This is a genomic window from Pseudomonas sp. ZS1P83 (assembly GCF_054897825.1).
Genome location: NZ_CM142706.1, coordinates 5,298,397 through 5,315,000, shown reverse-complemented (window position 1 = coordinate 5,315,000; position 16,604 = coordinate 5,298,397). Strand labels below are relative to the sequence as shown.

Genomic DNA, 16,604 nt, shown 5'->3' with positions numbered 1-16,604 from the left:
CTGTAGAAATACGGGGCCATAGCTCAGCTGGGAGAGCGCCTGCCTTGCACGCAGGAGGTCAACGGTTCGATCCCGTTTGGCTCCACCACTAACTGCTTCTGTTGTTGAAAGCTTAGAAATGAGCATTCCACCAAGACGGTGATGAATGTTGATTTCTAGTCTTTGATTAGATCGTTCTTTAAAAATTTGGGTATGTGATAGAAAGATAGACTGGACGTTACTTTCACTGGTAACGGATCAGGCTAAGGTAAAATTTGTGAGTTAAATTGCGAATTTTCGGCGAATGTCGTCTTCACAGTATAACCAGATTGCTTGGGGTTATATGGTCAAGTGAAGAAGCGCATACGGTGGATGCCTTGGCAGTCAGAGGCGATGAAAGACGTGGTAGCCTGCGAAAAGCTTCGGGGAGTCGGCAAACAGACTTTGATCCGGAGATGTCTGAATGGGGGAACCCAGCCATCATAAGATGGTTATCTTAAGCTGAATACATAGGCTTAAGAGGCGAACCAGGGGAACTGAAACATCTAAGTACCCTGAGGAAAAGAAATCAACCGAGATTCCCTTAGTAGTGGCGAGCGAACGGGGACTAGCCCTTAAGTGGCTTTGAGATTAGCGGAACGTTCTGGAAAGTACGGCCATAGTGGGTGATAGCCCTGTACGCGAAAATCTCTTAGTCATGAAATCGAGTAGGACGGAGCACGAGAAACTTTGTCTGAATATGGGGGGACCATCCTCCAAGGCTAAATACTACTGACTGACCGATAGTGAACTAGTACCGTGAGGGAAAGGCGAAAAGAACCCCGGAGAGGGGAGTGAAATAGATCCTGAAACCGTATGCGTACAAGCAGTGGGAGCCCACTTTGTTGGGTGACTGCGTACCTTTTGTATAATGGGTCAGCGACTTATTTTCAGTGGCGAGCTTAACCGAATAGGGGAGGCGTAGCGAAAGCGAGTCTTAATAGGGCGTCTAGTCGCTGGGAATAGACCCGAAACCGGGCGATCTATCCATGGGCAGGTTGAAGGTTGGGTAACACTAACTGGAGGACCGAACCGACTACCGTTGAAAAGTTAGCGGATGACCTGTGGATCGGAGTGAAAGGCTAATCAAGCTCGGAGATAGCTGGTTCTCCTCGAAAGCTATTTAGGTAGCGCCTCATGTATCACTGTAGGGGGTAGAGCACTGTTTCGGCTAGGGGGTCATCCCGACTTACCAAACCGATGCAAACTCCGAATACCTACAAGTGCCGAGCATGGGAGACACACGGCGGGTGCTAACGTCCGTCGTGAAAAGGGAAACAACCCAGACCGTCAGCTAAGGTCCCAAAGTTATGGTTAAGTGGGAAACGATGTGGGAAGGCTTAGACAGCTAGGAGGTTGGCTTAGAAGCAGCCACCCTTTAAAGAAAGCGTAATAGCTCACTAGTCGAGTCGGCCTGCGCGGAAGATGTAACGGGGCTCAAACCATACACCGAAGCTACGGGTATCACTTAGGTGATGCGGTAGAGGAGCGTTCTGTAAGCCTGTGAAGGTGAGTTGAGAAGCTTGCTGGAGGTATCAGAAGTGCGAATGCTGACATGAGTAACGACAATGGGTGTGAAAAACACCCACGCCGAAAGACCAAGGTTTCCTGCGCAACGTTAATCGACGCAGGGTTAGTCGGTCCCTAAGGCGAGGCTGAAAAGCGTAGTCGATGGAAAACAGGTTAATATTCCTGTACTTCTGGTTATTGCGATGGAGGGACGGAGAAGGCTAGGCCAGCTTGGCGTTGGTTGTCCAAGTTTAAGGTGGTAGGCTGGACTCTTAGGTAAATCCGGGATTCTAAGGCCGAGAGCTGATGACGAGTTACCCTTTGGGTGACGAAGTGGTTGATGCCATGCTTCCAAGAAAAGCTTCTAAGCTTCAGGTAACCAGGAACCGTACCCCAAACCGACACAGGTGGTTGGGTAGAGAATACCAAGGCGCTTGAGAGAACTCGGGTGAAGGAACTAGGCAAAATGGCACCGTAACTTCGGGAGAAGGTGCGCCGGTGAGGGTGAAGCATTTACTGCGTAAGCCCATGCCGGTCGAAGATACCAGGCCGCTGCGACTGTTTATTAAAAACACAGCACTCTGCAAACACGAAAGTGGACGTATAGGGTGTGACGCCTGCCCGGTGCCGGAAGGTTAATTGATGGGGTTAGCTAACGCGAAGCTCTTGATCGAAGCCCCGGTAAACGGCGGCCGTAACTATAACGGTCCTAAGGTAGCGAAATTCCTTGTCGGGTAAGTTCCGACCTGCACGAATGGCGTAACGATGGCGGCGCTGTCTCCACCCGAGACTCAGTGAAATTGAAATCGCTGTGAAGATGCAGTGTATCCGCGGCTAGACGGAAAGACCCCGTGAACCTTTACTATAGCTTTGCACTGGACTTTGAATTTGCTTGTGTAGGATAGGTGGGAGGCTTTGAAGCGTGGACGCCAGTTCGCGTGGAGCCAACCTTGAAATACCACCCTGGCAACTTTGAGGTTCTAACTCAGGTCCGTTATCCGGATCGAGGACAGTGTATGGTGGGTAGTTTGACTGGGGCGGTCTCCTCCTAAAGAGTAACGGAGGAGTACGAAGGTGCGCTCAGACCGGTCGGAAATCGGTCGTAGAGTATAAAGGCAAAAGCGCGCTTGACTGCGAGACAGACACGTCGAGCAGGTACGAAAGTAGGTCTTAGTGATCCGGTGGTTCTGTATGGAAGGGCCATCGCTCAACGGATAAAAGGTACTCCGGGGATAACAGGCTGATACCGCCCAAGAGTTCATATCGACGGCGGTGTTTGGCACCTCGATGTCGGCTCATCACATCCTGGGGCTGAAGCCGGTCCCAAGGGTATGGCTGTTCGCCATTTAAAGTGGTACGCGAGCTGGGTTTAGAACGTCGTGAGACAGTTCGGTCCCTATCTGCCGTGGACGTTTGAGATTTGAGAGGGGCTGCTCCTAGTACGAGAGGACCGGAGTGGACGAACCTCTGGTGTTCCGGTTGTCACGCCAGTGGCATTGCCGGGTAGCTATGTTCGGAATAGATAACCGCTGAAAGCATCTAAGCGGGAAACTAGCCTCAAGATGAGATCTCACTGGGACCTTGAGTCCCCTGAAGGGCCGTCGAAGACTACGACGTTGATAGGTTGGGTGTGTAAGCGCTGTGAGGCGTTGAGCTAACCAATACTAATTGCCCGTGAGGCTTGACCATATAACACCCAAGCAATTTGCTGGCCCGAGAGGGCACCAGATTGCGGTGTGTGAAGACGACACCAGTCGAAAATTTGCAAGGCAACACACAAATCTATCACCTACCCATTCGCTGGAGCGTGAACCTGTAAAGGCCCACGACCTGGCTCCCGAATTTCTTGACGACCATAGAGCACTGGAACCACCTGATCCCATCCCGAACTCAGCAGTGAAACGATGCATCGCCGATGGTAGTGTGGGGTTTCCCCATGTGAGAGTAGGTCATCGTCAAGATTAAATTCCGAAACCCCTATCTGCGTATGCAGGTAGGGGTTTTGTTTTAGTAGAAGTCACCAATTTTGCTGGCACGTTACCGCGGTAACGGGCTGGTCACAGAATTTCTTGACGACCATAGAGCATTGGAACCACCTGATCCCATCCCGAACTCAGCAGTGAAACGATGCATCGCCGATGGTAGTGTGGGGTTTCCCCATGTGAGAGTAGGTCATCGTCAAGATTGAATTCCGAAACCCCTGTCTGCTAACGCAGACAGGGGTTTTTTCGTTATGGGCTCCCTAAACGCTCAGTGACGCCATAGTCGAACATCAAGACATCCAGAGAGATGTTATCTACCGAACCATCGTTGAAGCCGCGTAACACGTACTCATAGCGGTGGGTTGCGCCCGTACGAATAACCGTTCTTACAAAAAGGCTGATGAGCGCTCTGGCACGCCGTTCGGCGGGTATATGACACGAATGCCGACCATTTCGTACAAACCCCTAAGTTTTCTCCGGTTTGTGCCGACAGACTGATGAGACATGCGTGCACCAACGTAGAGCGGCCCCAGATCACTGGCTGCGCTGTTACATGGAATGTTGCACTCCGGAACGCATCCCCACTTTTTGCATAAGAAGTCGCATGAAATGAATCTCAAATTCAGTCATAAAATCCTGCTGGCCGCCTCTGGCGTCGTGGTGCTGGCTTTTGCGTTGTTCACTTTGTACAACGACTATCTGCAGCGAAATACCATCCGTGAAAGCCTTGAATCGAGCGTCCAGCAGGCTGGCGATCTGACCGCCAGCAGCGTGCAGAACTGGATGAACGGCCGCGTGCTGGTGCTGGAAAACCTCGCGCAGAACGTCGCCCATCAAGGCGCCAATGCCGACCTCCCGGGGCTGGTCGATCAACCGGCCCTCACCTCTAACTTCCAGTTCACCTACGTGGGTCAGGCCAACGGCGTGTTCACTCAGCGCCCGGACGCGAAGATGCCTGACGGTTACGATCCGCGTCTGCGTCCCTGGTACAAACAAGCGGTGGCTGCCGACAAGACCATGCTGACTCCGCCTTACATGGCTGCCGTCGGTGGCTTGGTGGTGACCATCGCCCTGCCGGTGAAAAAGAACGGCGAGTTGCTCGGCGTGGTCGGTGGTGACCTGAGCCTGGAAATACTGGTGAAGATCATCAACTCGGTGGACTTCGGTGGCATCGGCCACGCATTCCTGGTCAGCGCCGACGGTCAGGTGATCGTCAGCCCGGACAAAGACCAGGTGATGAAAAACCTGAAGGACATTTACCCGAACGCCGGCGTGCGCATCGAGAAGGGCAATCAGGAAGTCACCCTGAACAAGCAGGACCGTATCCTTTCGTTTACGCCGGTCAGTGGTCTGCCGAATGCCGAGTGGTACATCGGTCTGTCGATCGACAAGGACAAGGCCTACGCGCCACTCAGCCAATTCCGCACTTCTGCGCTGATCGCTATGTTCGTCGCCGTGACGGCCATTGCGGTGCTGTTGAGCCTGCTGATCAACGTGCTGATGCGTCCGCTGATCACCATGGGCCGGGCGATGCAGGACATCGCTCAGGGCGAAGGCGACCTGACCCGTCGCTTGGCCGTGGAAAGTAAAGACGAGTTCGGTGAGTTGGGAGGTTCGTTCAACCAGTTCGTGGAGCGAATTCACGCGTCGATTTCCGAAGTGTCGTCGGCAACCCGTCAGGTTCACGACCTGTCGCAACGGGTGATGGCCTCGTCCAACGCTTCGATCGTCGGTTCCGATGAGCAAAGCGCCCGAACCAACAGCGTAGCCGCGGCGATTAATCAATTGGGCGCCGCCACCCAGGAAATCGCCCGCAATGCCGCCGATGCTTCCCAGCACGCCAGCGGTGCGAGCGAGCAGGCCGATGACGGTCGTCAGGTGGTGGAGAAAACCATTCTGGCGATGACCGAGTTGTCGCAGAAAATCAGCCTGTCCTGCACTCAGATCGAAACCCTGAACGCCAGCACCGACAACATCGGGCACATTCTGGATGTAATCAAAGGCATCTCCCAACAGACCAACTTGCTCGCGCTCAACGCGGCCATCGAAGCGGCCCGTGCCGGTGAAGCCGGTCGTGGTTTTGCGGTGGTAGCGGACGAGGTGCGTAACCTCGCTCACCGTACTCAGGAATCGGCGGAAGAGATCCACAAGATGATCACCTCGCTGCAGATCGGTTCTCGCGAAGCGGTGACCACAATGAACGCCAGTCAGGCCTCCAGCGAACAGAGCGTCGAAGTGGCGAACCAGGCTGGCTTGCGACTGGTCAGCGTGACCCAGCGCATCGGCGAAATCGACGGTATGAACCAGTCGGTGGCCGCGGCGACCGAAGAGCAGACGGCGGTCGTGGAAACGCTCAACGTCGACGTTAACCAGATCAACCTGCTGAACCAGCAGAGCGTGGCCAACCTCAATGAAACGTTGAAGGATTGCGATGCGTTGTCGTTGCAGGCGAACCGGTTGAAGCAGTTGGTTGATAGCTTCAAAATCTGATCAAACGATGTAAAAAAGAGCCCGCTGTGGAGTGATCCGCAGCGGGCTTTCTTATGCCTTACGCAAACAGTTTCAATACATTGTTCATCGCATCATCGGCAAAGCCCTGAACGAAATCCTTGAACCCCGGCAGCGCCTCGGCACCGCCCTGTGCGGGTTCAGCGATGATGGTCCAGGTCGCCCGCGACTTACCCGCATCCAGCGGTTCAACACTCATTGCCGCCCACAAATTGGCCACGCCCAGGGTGTTGTAAATCGTGGTCCAGGTCATGTTCAGCGCTTGGTCATCCCGGGAATTGAGTTGCTCGACCACCAGGTTGCCGTCCTTGAAGAATTTCTTGCGCAGGGACGACACGCCTTCCCCGGTCATTTCGATGTGAGACAGCGCCGGAATGAATTGATCGAAGCCGGCAAAGTTACCGACCACTGCCCAGACTTTCTTGGCATCGGCTGGCACTTCCACCGAGGACACTACGTGGCAGCCTTGAGGATTTTTGATCAGGGTATCGGGTTGCAGGGTGCTCATGGTCTTGCTCCATTCTTGGGGTTGGGTTGAATCAGATGAAATTGATTTCTTTGAGGTAGTCGCAGCCACGACGCAGCAGCGCCGGGGATTTTTCCGGGTAATGCGCGCCCATCTGCCAGACGCCGGCCTGGGCGTTGTCGTGGCCGATCATCGAGATGTCGCCGATGTCTTCCTCGAAACCGTTGAGGTAAAAACCGAGCACGCCGAACAACGCATTGTTGCTGTCGACCCGGTCCAGTTGCTGCTGCCAGTCGGCGACGCTGACCATGGAAAACTCCCGACCCGCCTCACGAAATGACGCGACGTAGTTGTCCCAGCTCAGAGGCTCGGGGTTGTGCAGGTTGAATACCGCTTTTTCAGGCTGATAACGGCTGGCATGGAAGGCGATGAAGCGGGCCAGAAAGTCCACCGGCATCAGGTCGAAATTCAGCGTGAACTCCGGCACCTGGCCGAGCTGGATTGAGCCTTTGAGCATCAGCATCAAGCGATTCTTGTGAGGCTGGCAGACACCCGTGAGGCTGTTGAAACTGATGTTGCCGGGGCGATAAAGATTGACCCGTACGCCACGCTCGCGAGCCCGTTCGAGGATCCGCTCACCGACCCATTTGGACAGGTTATAGCCGTTCTTGATGTAGATCGGTGGGGTCTGCGCGGCAGGCAATTCCAGCACCCGGCCATCGGCGGCAATCGTGCTGGAGGCCGAGAGCGTGGAGACAAAATTGAAGATCTTTTTGCTGCGCCCTTCACACAACCGAAGGCACTCGAAAATCGGCTCGACGTTATCCCGCGCCAGCGACTCGTAATCGAGTACGTGATTGACGTTGGCGGCGTTGTGCACCAACGCGCCGAACTGCCGATCCAGTCGCTCGTAAACATCCGCTTCGAGCCCCAATGACGGGCGTGTGATGTCCGCCGCGTAAACCCGCACTCGGCTCAGGTCCAGATGGTCCAGGCGGTTTTCTCGCAAAGCATGGGCAAAACGCTCGGCCGCCGATTGCCCACCGCCATCGCGCACCAAGCAGGCGACTTCGCTGGCGCCCCAGGCCAGCAATGCTTCGACAATGTGCACGCCGACAAAGCTGTTGGCGCCGGTAACGATCACCTTGTGCACGTCGCCCATGCGGTTGACTGGCAACGGCTGGATATCCAGTTCACGGAAGGCATCGGACATGGCCTGCTCGCTCAGCACTTCTTCGGTGCCGGAGCCACGCACCAAGGTCGCCAACTTGGCAATGGTCGGCAATTCGATGAAGCGGTTGATCGAGATACTGCGACCGAATTCTTCCCGCAAACGCAAGAGCATGCGCGACAGCAGGATCGAGTGGCCACCCAGGTTGAAGAAACTTTCATCGGTGGAAATGTCGCTGGCCGGCAGTTCCAGCAGCTCAGCCCAGATCTCCAACAACAGCGCCTCATCGACACTGGCGGGCAAACGCCGCAAGGTGTTTTCGGAGACATTCACGGGCATCGCCAGCAGCGCCTTGCGGTCAACTTTGCCGTTGCTGGCGAACGGCATGCTCGGCAGTTCGGTCCAGGCAGTGGGTTGCATGTAATCCGGCAAAAACTGCATCGAGTGGGCTTTCAACGCATCGCGAGCGGTGCCGGGTTGATCCTCCTGAGGCTGCGCGAGGAAGGCCAGAATCCGTCGCTGGCTGTCGATGACCACCGCCACCTGGCGGTACAGCTGACTGTCGCGCAAGCAGCGTTCGATTTCTTCCGGCTCGACCCGAAAGCCACGAATCTTCACCTGATTGTCGCGCCGTCCGCAGAGCTCGATGCCGTCGCGGGTCCACTTCGCCATGTCGCCGGTACGGTAGGCGCGCAGGCTCCGGCCATTCGGCAAGCTCAGGTTCAGATAACGTTCGGCAGTCTGCTGCGGGTTGTTCAGGTAACCCAGGCACACGCCTGGCCCGACGATGTACAACTCACCGACCCTCTGTTCGGCCACCGGTTGAAAATCCTCATCGAGAATCAGTACCTGGCTGTTGGCGATTGGTGCGCCGAGGGTGCGGTTGTTGTCGCCGGTGCGCAGTTGCCGCGCGGTAATCAACACCGTCGCTTCGGTAGGGCCGTAGAGGTTGTAGAGGTTGCCCTGGCGGGTGAGTTGCTCGATGACATAGGGTTCGCAGACATCGCCGCCCGTCATCACGTGATCGAGGCATTGCAATTGATCCAGCGGCAGGATGCTCAACAACGCCGGCGGCAAAAAGGCGTGGCTCAGGTGCTGATGGCGGATCAGTTCGACCAGTTGCAACGGATCGCGCCGTTGATCGTCGCCGGGCACGATCAGTTCGGCGCCCTGAAGCAGGGTCGGGAAAATATCGATCAGCGACGAGTCGAAACTCAATGACGAAAATTGCAGCACCCGACTCTGCTCGGTCAGCTGCACGTAGTCGGCGTACCACGCGGTGAAGTGCGCGAGGTTGGCCTGGCTGAGCAACACACCTTTGGGATGGCCGGTGGTGCCCGAGGTGTAGAGCGCCATGCACGGCTCGTCTAGATCGGGTCGTTGACGCATCAAGGGTTGATCGAGATCCACGTCATCGGTGTCGATACGGCTGATGTCGAGTCCCGGCATTTGGGCCGCGAGCGGATGCTCACCGTCATGCAGCAGCAACACGGCCCCGGCGTTTTCCAGAATGTACTGCTGGCGTTGCAGGGGATGGCTCGGCTCCAGCGGCAAATACACCGCGCCGCTGCCAAGAATTGCCAGAATTCCCGCATACAACTCGCTGCATTTCGGCAGGCAGATCCCGACCACCAACGGCCCTTGATGCCGAGCGAGCAACGGGAGCAATTGCTGCTGGATCGCGCGGCTTTGGGCGTGCAAATGCCGATAGCTCAGGAACGTGCCGGCAATGTTCAACGCGGGTCGTTCGGCACACTGGATGAAGCGCTGCTCAAGGCGCTCGATCATCGGGATTTGGCTGAGTTCCAGCAGCGCGGGGGCAGCCGTGATATTGAGCCGATGGAAAAACGCGAGACTCTCCAAATAGAGCAGGTTTTCCACGACCCCGAAGCGAGCGGGAGCCGCAGAGTCGGTCAGCAAAAAATAGTCGGCATCGCGAGAGTAACGGCTGACCAGCAGCGCCACGTGATTGACCAGTTCCTCCACTGCCCGCAGGCGTAATACCTGGCCATTGCCCGAAGGTTCGTCGGTGATCGGCACGCGAGTGAACAGCGTCGAACCGTACGTGCACAGCAATTCCAGCGCCGGCAGGCCAGAAACTCCAGACTCACCAATACCCAGCTGCAGCGTCAATCGCGGCGCATCGCCGACGTCTTGAACAGGCAGGCTGGCGTCGTCGATCAGCAAATCGGCGTTACCCAGCGGTTGCTTGTCGACGGCAGTCAGGCGCACCAGAGCATGACCGTGTTGTTCAAGCTCCAGCGCCAGGTCGGTCAGGGCCTGGCTGTGTCCAATGAGCAGAATGTCGAGACGTCTCATGATGTGCTCCTCGTTAAACCAGGTAATCGCTGAGAGCGTCTTGCACGCACGGCGAATCGAGCAGCGAACTGCTGCGGAAAAACCGCACGATGTTGGCGACCAGCGGGTGATGGCGATTGATCGGGAAGGCCAACCCCGACACTTCGCTCTTGAGTGCGTGGCGTGCGGCATCGCTGATCTTCAAGGACTCGATCAGCCGGAAGTCGAACGACTTCTGAATGTCGTTGGTCAGGTAATGGCCGATGAATATCGGCAGGATGTGCGCGATGCATCGGCGGTCGTCTTCGCTCGCGGTGTGCCAGTAGATGCGCACCAGCCGCGCCCAGAACCCGGAGTGGCGACCTTCGTCGAGCAGGTGGTCGGCCATCAGGCCCTTGATCGACTGCTTGACCGTGTCGTCCTTGGCGAACGCCGCGACATCGCCGGTCACTGTATTCTCGGCAATGGCCACACAGATCAATTCCACGGCGCTGCGCAGGTGATCCGGGGCGAGCGCCACGGCCGCTGGAATGGCTCGGCTGAGTTCGATTTCATCCGGCAGTTCGATGGGTGTGATGCTTGTCATGGCGACGGTCTGTTGCATGAAATCCATCGCCACGAGTGCGTGGTAATCCTCGTCCACCACCACGGTCATGGCGTCGTAGCGGCAGGCGAACGGGAAGGCCACGGCGAAGCGATTCTTGGCGATGCTACGGGCAGTCTTATCGACGATTTCGGTTTCGAAAATCACCACGTCGTTGATGAATTTGTAGAGCGTCTGCACCAGTGCAAAGTCGCGCTGCTCCGGGCATTCACGCAGGAAAGTTTCGCTCAGCACCAACGGTTGGCGGCTCAATGGGTAGATCAGCTTGTCGTCGTTCTCCAGCACGCGCCGGGGGCGGGTACGGATGGTCGCGCGACTTTCCCAGGCATCGGCGAAGGATTGGTAGTCGGCGGCGTTCATGCGTTCACCTCAGCAACAGGTTCGCTCATGCTCAGGCGCAAGCCGTCCCACAAGGCGATGCGGCTTTCCACGGCAGCGATGGCGCTGGCGTAGACGTCCTCTTCGCGTTGCGGATCGCCATCAACCAGCCGGGCGAGAAGTTTTTCCGCCGCCGGGCCATGGTTTTCGGAGTCGACTTCGATGTGGCGCTCAAGGTAGTAACGAAAGGTCGGCGCCTGATCCAGACCAATGCCCCAATCATCGAGGATCCGCTGGAACATCTGCGGAATGACACTTTCCCGGCCATGCAGGAACACCGCCGCAACGCTATGGCCAGGCGCATGCAGCGCGGTGTGCAAGGTATGACGCACGAACCGTGCGGCGGCCGGGTCGACGTCCACACTTTGCAGCGCCACGTCGTAGCTCACCCCTTCCTTTTGCAGTGTCACGAAGCGCTCGACCGCGACCGTGCTGGCACCGACTTCGCGCATCGCATCCAGGTACAACTCGAAATGGCTGTAGTGACCTTGAGCGGGACGATCATCGGACTCTTCACCCAGCACGATCTCGTTGATCAAGCGCGCTGCCTGCGGATCTCGCGGTGGCAGCCAGGGCAGCTGAACGCAGGTCAGTTCCTGTTGCAGGCGTTTGGTCAGTGACATGAAATCCCACACTGCAAACACATGGGTTTCCATGAAACGTTGCAATACCGACAGTGAGTTGATTTCGGAAAAGATTGGATGAGCACTAAGTTCTGCTTTCTTCTGATTGAGGCGATCTTTATTCGTTTTCATGAGTGAGCCTATAAGTGATCTGAATGCCGTTAAGGGTGCTGTGATCAATAGTGACTGACGGTTTAAGTTTTCTATTGGCGAGCGAATGTCTCAAGTTAATTGATATGTGTGGGTTAAAAGTAAGTTGCCAGATAATGGCTTGCTGCCTGTATTCAAAGGGCGGCGGAGAGAAACTAATACACGAATAAAGTGTCAGGCAAGTTATTTTTTAACTAATTCAAAGTTCATGTTTATTCGGCGCGAGAAGTTCCAATAAGACTTTTGTTTTAAGTTTTATTTTGGCGTAGTTGCTCCTTCCGACTGATAAAGGTCAGAATTTAAATAAAGAGTGAATGCCTCACTCGAAGCAACTTTCTAACTGAATCGTTGAAGTGAATTGAGGGGTCGGAAGTTGGCTGGGATCAACGCCGGTTCTTCCTTTCCCGTGGCAAGACTCCTTCCGTAGGTTCTTGGTGCGGGGATTGCTCCGCTCGCGCGATGCGTCGCCCGTTCATTATTCGTTGGCCGGCCAAGAGTGAGCGTAATTCACAGCAGCCGCTATCACCGACGCGTCATCTGCTCGGGGTAAATATTGAATCTTCAGAGGGGTAAATCGAGGGCAGGGCTTTGGAGAGGGGCGCAGCGCAGTCGCGACAAGCGAAAACGAGCAGTTCGATCTGCTCGCTCAGGCTTGCCGTCGTTTTTACCGGGAGGTTTTTTTGTTCAGCGCTTCGGGGCTGTTGAGGTAGCGTGTGATGACCTCGACGGCCCGGTTAAGGTGATGTTCGAGCAACTTCACCGAGCGTTCGACGTCTCGGTCTTCTACGGCCTGCAAAAGCGCCCGGTGATCTTCCTGGGACAGTTTGCCCAGGCCCATGGCTTCCAGGTTGAAACGGAGGAAGCGCTCCTCTTCGTTCAATCCGTCTTCCACCAGCCTCAACAACCGCCCGTTCGGCGCCTTGCTGTACAGCGACATGTGGAAGAGCCGGTTGAGCCGGCCAATCTCGGTGTAGTTGTGTTCCGTTTCCAGGTCGTCGATATGACGGGCGGCCTGTTCGAAGTCTTCCTTCTCAAGCAGTGGAATCGACAGGCGCAGCGCTTCGGATTCCAGCAGGATCCGCAGTGCATAGGTTTCCACGGCATCGCCCTGAACCAGCGGTGCGACCACCGCACCTTTATGGGCGATTACGTTAAGCAGCGCCTGGGCTTCGAGTTGGCGCAAGGCTTCGCGCACCGGCATGCGGCTGACACCGAAAAGATCGGCCAAATCTTGCTGACGCAGGGCGGTGCCGCAGGGAATGCGACCGTCGAGAATGGCCGAACGCAGGGTTTCTTCGATTACCGAGCGTGCCAGATGAGCCGGTATCGGCCCGTTGACCTTGATGCTGTTCAGAGGATTGGGCTTCTGTGTCACAACTACGCACCCTGTTTGACTGAAAAAATTTGGATCCAAGAGGACACTAGTGACTGCCTGACAGGTTGTCAAACGTACACAAGGTCGCAAGCCTGACGTGGCCACGGTGTTTTTAATGACACCCGCCATACAAAGTCTAGCGCGCCACCGGTGATCTCACCGTGCCATTGTCTTTTACCGGGCTAACCTGCACCATCAAACGCTTTCCCACCTGCCTGACCTGGATGCCTCGCATTGGCGGTATGTTTCGCGATCCCTCGGACTTTGCGCTGGCTGTGCTGCGCGTTGTTGCTCGCCGGCGTTATGCTGGGCGGGCTGCATGCCGATTGGGATTTTTCGCTGATCAGCCGTCGCGCGCAGGCATTGTACGGGTCGTTGGGCGAAGGGCAGCAACGGATTGATGCCTGGCAGCACTTATTGGCTACGCAAAAGCAGGTCAACGAGCTCGAACAGCTTAAAGTGGTCAACCAATTCTTCAACAAGCAGATGCGCTATGAGGAAGACATCGACCTGTGGCACGAGGTCGATTATTGGGAAACGCCCATCGAGGCCCTGTGGAAGGGCGCCGGCGATTGCGAAGATTACGCGATCGCCAAGTATTTCAGCCTGCGCCATCTCGGCGTTTCCAGTGACAAGCTGCGCATCACGTACGTCAAGGCGTTGCGCCTGAATCGGGCGCACATGGTGTTGACCTACTACTCAAGCGCCGAGGCCATGCCGCTGGTACTCGACAGCTTGATCGATGCGATCAAACCGGCCAGCCAACGAACCGATTTGCTGCCGGTCTACTCTTTTAATGCCGAAGGGTTGTGGTTGCCGGGCGCCAAGGGCAACAAGAAAGTCGGTGATACCAAGCGCCTGTCTCGTTGGCAGGATGTGCTGAAAAAAATGCAGGCCGAAGGTTTCCCGGTCGAGACGACTAACTAGGAGCACGCGCTCAGATGTCTTTGTTCAAACAGCTGTTGATCGCTATCTGTCTGTTTCTGGTGATTGCCTTCACCGGCAGCTTCATGGTCAGCCTGGAAAGCTCGCGCACCCAGTACGTCAACCAGTTGCGCTCCCACGCCCAGGACGCCGCGACCGCATTGGCACTGTCCCTGACGCCGAACATCGACGACCCGGCAATGGTCGAGTTGCTGGTCAGTTCAATTTTCGACAGCGGTTACTACGCGAGCATCCGTGTGGTCGACCTGGCCAACGACAAGACCATCGTGGAGCGCAGCGGCATCCCGGCGGTGAACAATGTGCCGGACTGGTTCGTCAAACTGATCGGCCTGGAACCGGCCGGTGGCGACGCGATTGTCAGTCGTGGCTGGGAGCAGGCGGCGCGGGTCGAGGTGGTCAGCCATCCGATGTTCGCGTTGGCCAAACTCTGGCAGAGCGCGCTGGGCAGTCTTGGCTGGTTGCTGATCTGCGGTGCGGTGAGTGCGGTGCTGGGTGCGCTGTTGTTGCGCCGGCAACTGAAGCCGCTGGATTACATGGTCAAGCAATCCCACGCCATCGCTCGCCGCGAATTCCTCAGCCTGCCGGAACTGCCGCGCACACCCGAACTGCGCCGCGTGGTGCAGGCCATGAATCAAATGGTCGAGAAGCTCAAGGCGTTGTTTCAGGAGCAGGCCGTGCGTAGTGAAAAACTGCGGGTCGAATCCTATCAGGACAACCTGACAGGCCTGGCTAACCGTCGCTATTTCGAAATGCAGTTGAACGCCCGGGTGAGCAATCCGGAGCAGGCGAGTTCCGGTTATCTGCTGTTGTTGCGGGTCAAGGACCTGGCCGGGTTGAACCAGCGGTTGGGCGGTCAACGCACCGACCAGCTGTTGATAGCGGTGGGTGAGCAGCTGTCCCGCGAGTGTGCCAAGTACCCGGAAACCCTGAACCTCGTGACGCGGATTCGCGGCGGTGAGTTCGCCGTGCTGGCGCCTGGGCTGGTGCGTGAAGAAGCGCTGCAACTGGCGCAGAACCTCGACAGTGCGCTGGCGAGTCTGCATGCGACGGGCGCCACCGATGTCGCCTCGGTGGCCTCGATCGGGCTGGCGCCGTTTGTTTATGGTGACTTGCCGCAAGCCGTGCTTGGGCTGGGCGATCAGGCGTTGGCTCAGGCGGAAAGCCAGGGTGAACCGAGCTGGGCGTGCCTCGATCACAGCGCCTCGGCCAGCGTCGGTGATGACCATCATGCCTGGCACAACTTGCTGGATCAGTCGTTGGATCAGAAGCGTTTCGAACTGTATTTCCAACCGGTCGTTGCCGCCCAGGACACGCAATTGGTGCTGCATTACAAGGTGCTGTCGCGTCTGATCGACGACGAGGGCCAGACCATTCCCGCCGGGCGCTTCCTGCCGTGGCTCGAGCGCTTTGGCTGGACCGCGCGGTTGGACCGGCTGATGTTGGAGCTGGTGCTTGAACAGATGGCCGACCATGAAGAATCGCTGGCGCTGAACCTGTCTTCAGCGACGCTGGCCGACCCGCAGGCGTTGAATAAAGTCTTTGAAGTCCTGCGTCAGCATTCGAATCTCGGGGAGCGGTTGACCCTGGAAATCGGCGAGGAGCAGCTGCCGGAGCAAGCCATGCTGGAAGAACTGACGCGACGTCTGCACGAACTCGGGTTCTCCCTGAGCCTGCAACGCTTTGGCGGGCGTTTCAGCATGATCGGCAACCTGGCGCGGCTTGGGTTGGCGTACCTGAAGATCGACGGCAGTTACATCCGGGCGATTGATCAGGAAGGTGACAAGCGGTTGTTCATCGAGGCGATTCAGCGGGCGGCGCACAGCATTGATCTGCCGTTGATTGCCGAGCGGGTCGAGACGGAAGGGGAGTTGATGGTGATTCGTGAGATGGGGTTGTATGGGGTTCAGGGGCAGTTGTTTGGTGAGCCGAAGCCTTGGCACTAACCCACTGATCGTTCCCACGCTCTGCGTGGGAATGCAGCCCGTGACGCTCTGCGTCACATCGGTGTCAGGCGCAACATCAGCGGTGAGGCCGGAACGCGGAGCGTCCCTTGAGGCATTCCCACGCAGAGCGTGGGAACGATCAGCGTCTGGAGTTAGATCAACCCCGTCTCATCATCATCGATCAAATGGCTCAACCCACCCAACGCTTCACGGGCGTGTGACCGGTCCATCAGCTTGGCCTGGGCGGCGGCCGGCAGGTCGGTGACGCGGATCACGCCTTTGCTGGTCAACACCTGGATCAAGTCGTCCAGTACCCGAATCATTTCCAGGTCGCTCTGCTTGAGCTGTTTGAGGCTGGTTTCCACTACCTCGTTGGCGTACCAGGCCTGGATTTCATGGTGGTCGGCCGGCAGCGTTTCCGTGGCCTCGGCATAGGCCGCGGCTTCCACGCGCACCAACTGACCTTGCGCATCGCGTTGCACGTAGAACATTGAGCATCCCTCGGAAATGAACCAGCGTCATGCTGTCAGCAGCATAGGCCAACTGGACGCGAGTATGCGGTGCAGCGACGAAATCGTCACCGGGTTGATGGGCGTAAACGTGACGGCCGCCCCATAAGAGCGGCCGTTGTTCG

General features: G+C 56.9%; 9 protein-coding genes, 1 tRNA gene and 3 rRNA genes. 7 read left to right on the top strand and 6 right to left on the bottom strand.

Going from position 1 to position 16,604, the window contains the following annotated elements:
• Nucleotides 1-12 precede the first annotated feature (12 nt).
• The 5 genes from ACYZT0_RS24885 (at nt 13) to ACYZT0_RS24865 (ending at nt 5,999) form a co-directional block, all read left to right on the top strand.
• Nucleotides 13-88: transfer RNA gene (locus tag ACYZT0_RS24885), tRNA-Ala, on the top strand.
• 236 nt (nt 89-324) lie between these two features.
• Nucleotides 325-3,216 (top strand): 23S ribosomal RNA (locus ACYZT0_RS24880).
• A 156-nt stretch (nt 3,217-3,372) separates the two neighbouring features.
• Nucleotides 3,373-3,488: ribosomal RNA gene (gene rrf / locus ACYZT0_RS24875) — 5S ribosomal RNA — on the top strand.
• A gap of 107 nt (nt 3,489-3,595) precedes the next feature.
• Nucleotides 3,596-3,711 (top strand): 5S ribosomal RNA (gene rrf, locus ACYZT0_RS24870).
• Between the two features lie 407 nt (nt 3,712-4,118).
• Nucleotides 4,119-5,999 carry a methyl-accepting chemotaxis protein gene (locus tag ACYZT0_RS24865; RefSeq protein WP_462043432.1) on the top strand — a complete coding sequence of 627 codons (1,881 nt, stop codon included), beginning with the start codon at nt 4,119-4,121 and terminating at the stop codon, nt 5,997-5,999.
• A 58-nt stretch (nt 6,000-6,057) separates the two neighbouring features.
• On the opposite strand, the gene ACYZT0_RS24860 is transcribed toward ACYZT0_RS24865, so the two are convergent.
• The 5 genes from ACYZT0_RS24860 to ACYZT0_RS24840 all read right to left on the bottom strand — a co-directional run bounded on the left by ACYZT0_RS24860 (nt 6,058) and on the right by ACYZT0_RS24840 (nt 13,082).
• A complete protein-coding gene (locus ACYZT0_RS24860; RefSeq protein ID WP_462043431.1) occupies nt 6,058-6,525 on the bottom strand; it encodes an SRPBCC family protein in 468 nt (155 codons plus the stop codon).
• 31 nt (nt 6,526-6,556) lie between these two features.
• Entirely contained in the window at nt 6,557-9,973 is a 3,417-nt protein-coding gene (locus ACYZT0_RS24855) for an amino acid adenylation domain-containing protein (RefSeq protein ID WP_462043430.1), read from the bottom strand.
• Nucleotides 9,974-9,986: 13 nt separating this feature from the next.
• Nucleotides 9,987-10,916 (bottom strand): diiron oxygenase, encoded by a 930-nt coding sequence (locus ACYZT0_RS24850; protein WP_462043429.1) that lies wholly within the window; start codon nt 10,914-10,916, stop codon nt 9,987-9,989.
• Entirely contained in the window at nt 10,913-11,689 is a 777-nt protein-coding gene (locus ACYZT0_RS24845) for a DUF3050 domain-containing protein (protein WP_462043428.1), read from the bottom strand. The genes ACYZT0_RS24850 and ACYZT0_RS24845 overlap by 4 nt, the downstream gene beginning before the upstream one ends.
• 682 nt (nt 11,690-12,371) lie before the next feature.
• On the bottom strand, nt 12,372-13,082 hold the full coding sequence (locus ACYZT0_RS24840) for a GntR family transcriptional regulator (protein ID WP_462043427.1): 711 nt from the start codon (nt 13,080-13,082) through the stop codon (nt 12,372-12,374).
• A gap of 234 nt (nt 13,083-13,316) precedes the next feature.
• On the opposite strand from ACYZT0_RS24840, the gene lapG reads away from it, so the two are divergent.
• On the top strand, nt 13,317-14,009 hold the full coding sequence (gene lapG, locus ACYZT0_RS24835) for a cysteine protease LapG (RefSeq protein WP_462043426.1): 693 nt from the start codon (nt 13,317-13,319) through the stop codon (nt 14,007-14,009).
• Between the two features lie 14 nt (nt 14,010-14,023).
• Nucleotides 14,024-15,970 carry a cyclic di-GMP receptor LapD gene (gene lapD / locus ACYZT0_RS24830; RefSeq protein ID WP_462043425.1) on the top strand — a complete coding sequence of 649 codons (1,947 nt, stop codon included), beginning with the start codon at nt 14,024-14,026 and terminating at the stop codon, nt 15,968-15,970.
• Nucleotides 15,971-16,122: 152 nt separating this feature from the next.
• On the opposite strand, the gene ACYZT0_RS24825 is transcribed toward lapD, so the two are convergent.
• Nucleotides 16,123-16,461, bottom strand: a complete 339-nt coding sequence (locus ACYZT0_RS24825; protein ID WP_462043424.1) for a tryptophan synthase subunit beta — start codon at nt 16,459-16,461, stop codon at nt 16,123-16,125.
• Between the last annotated feature and the right edge of the window lie 143 nt (nt 16,462-16,604).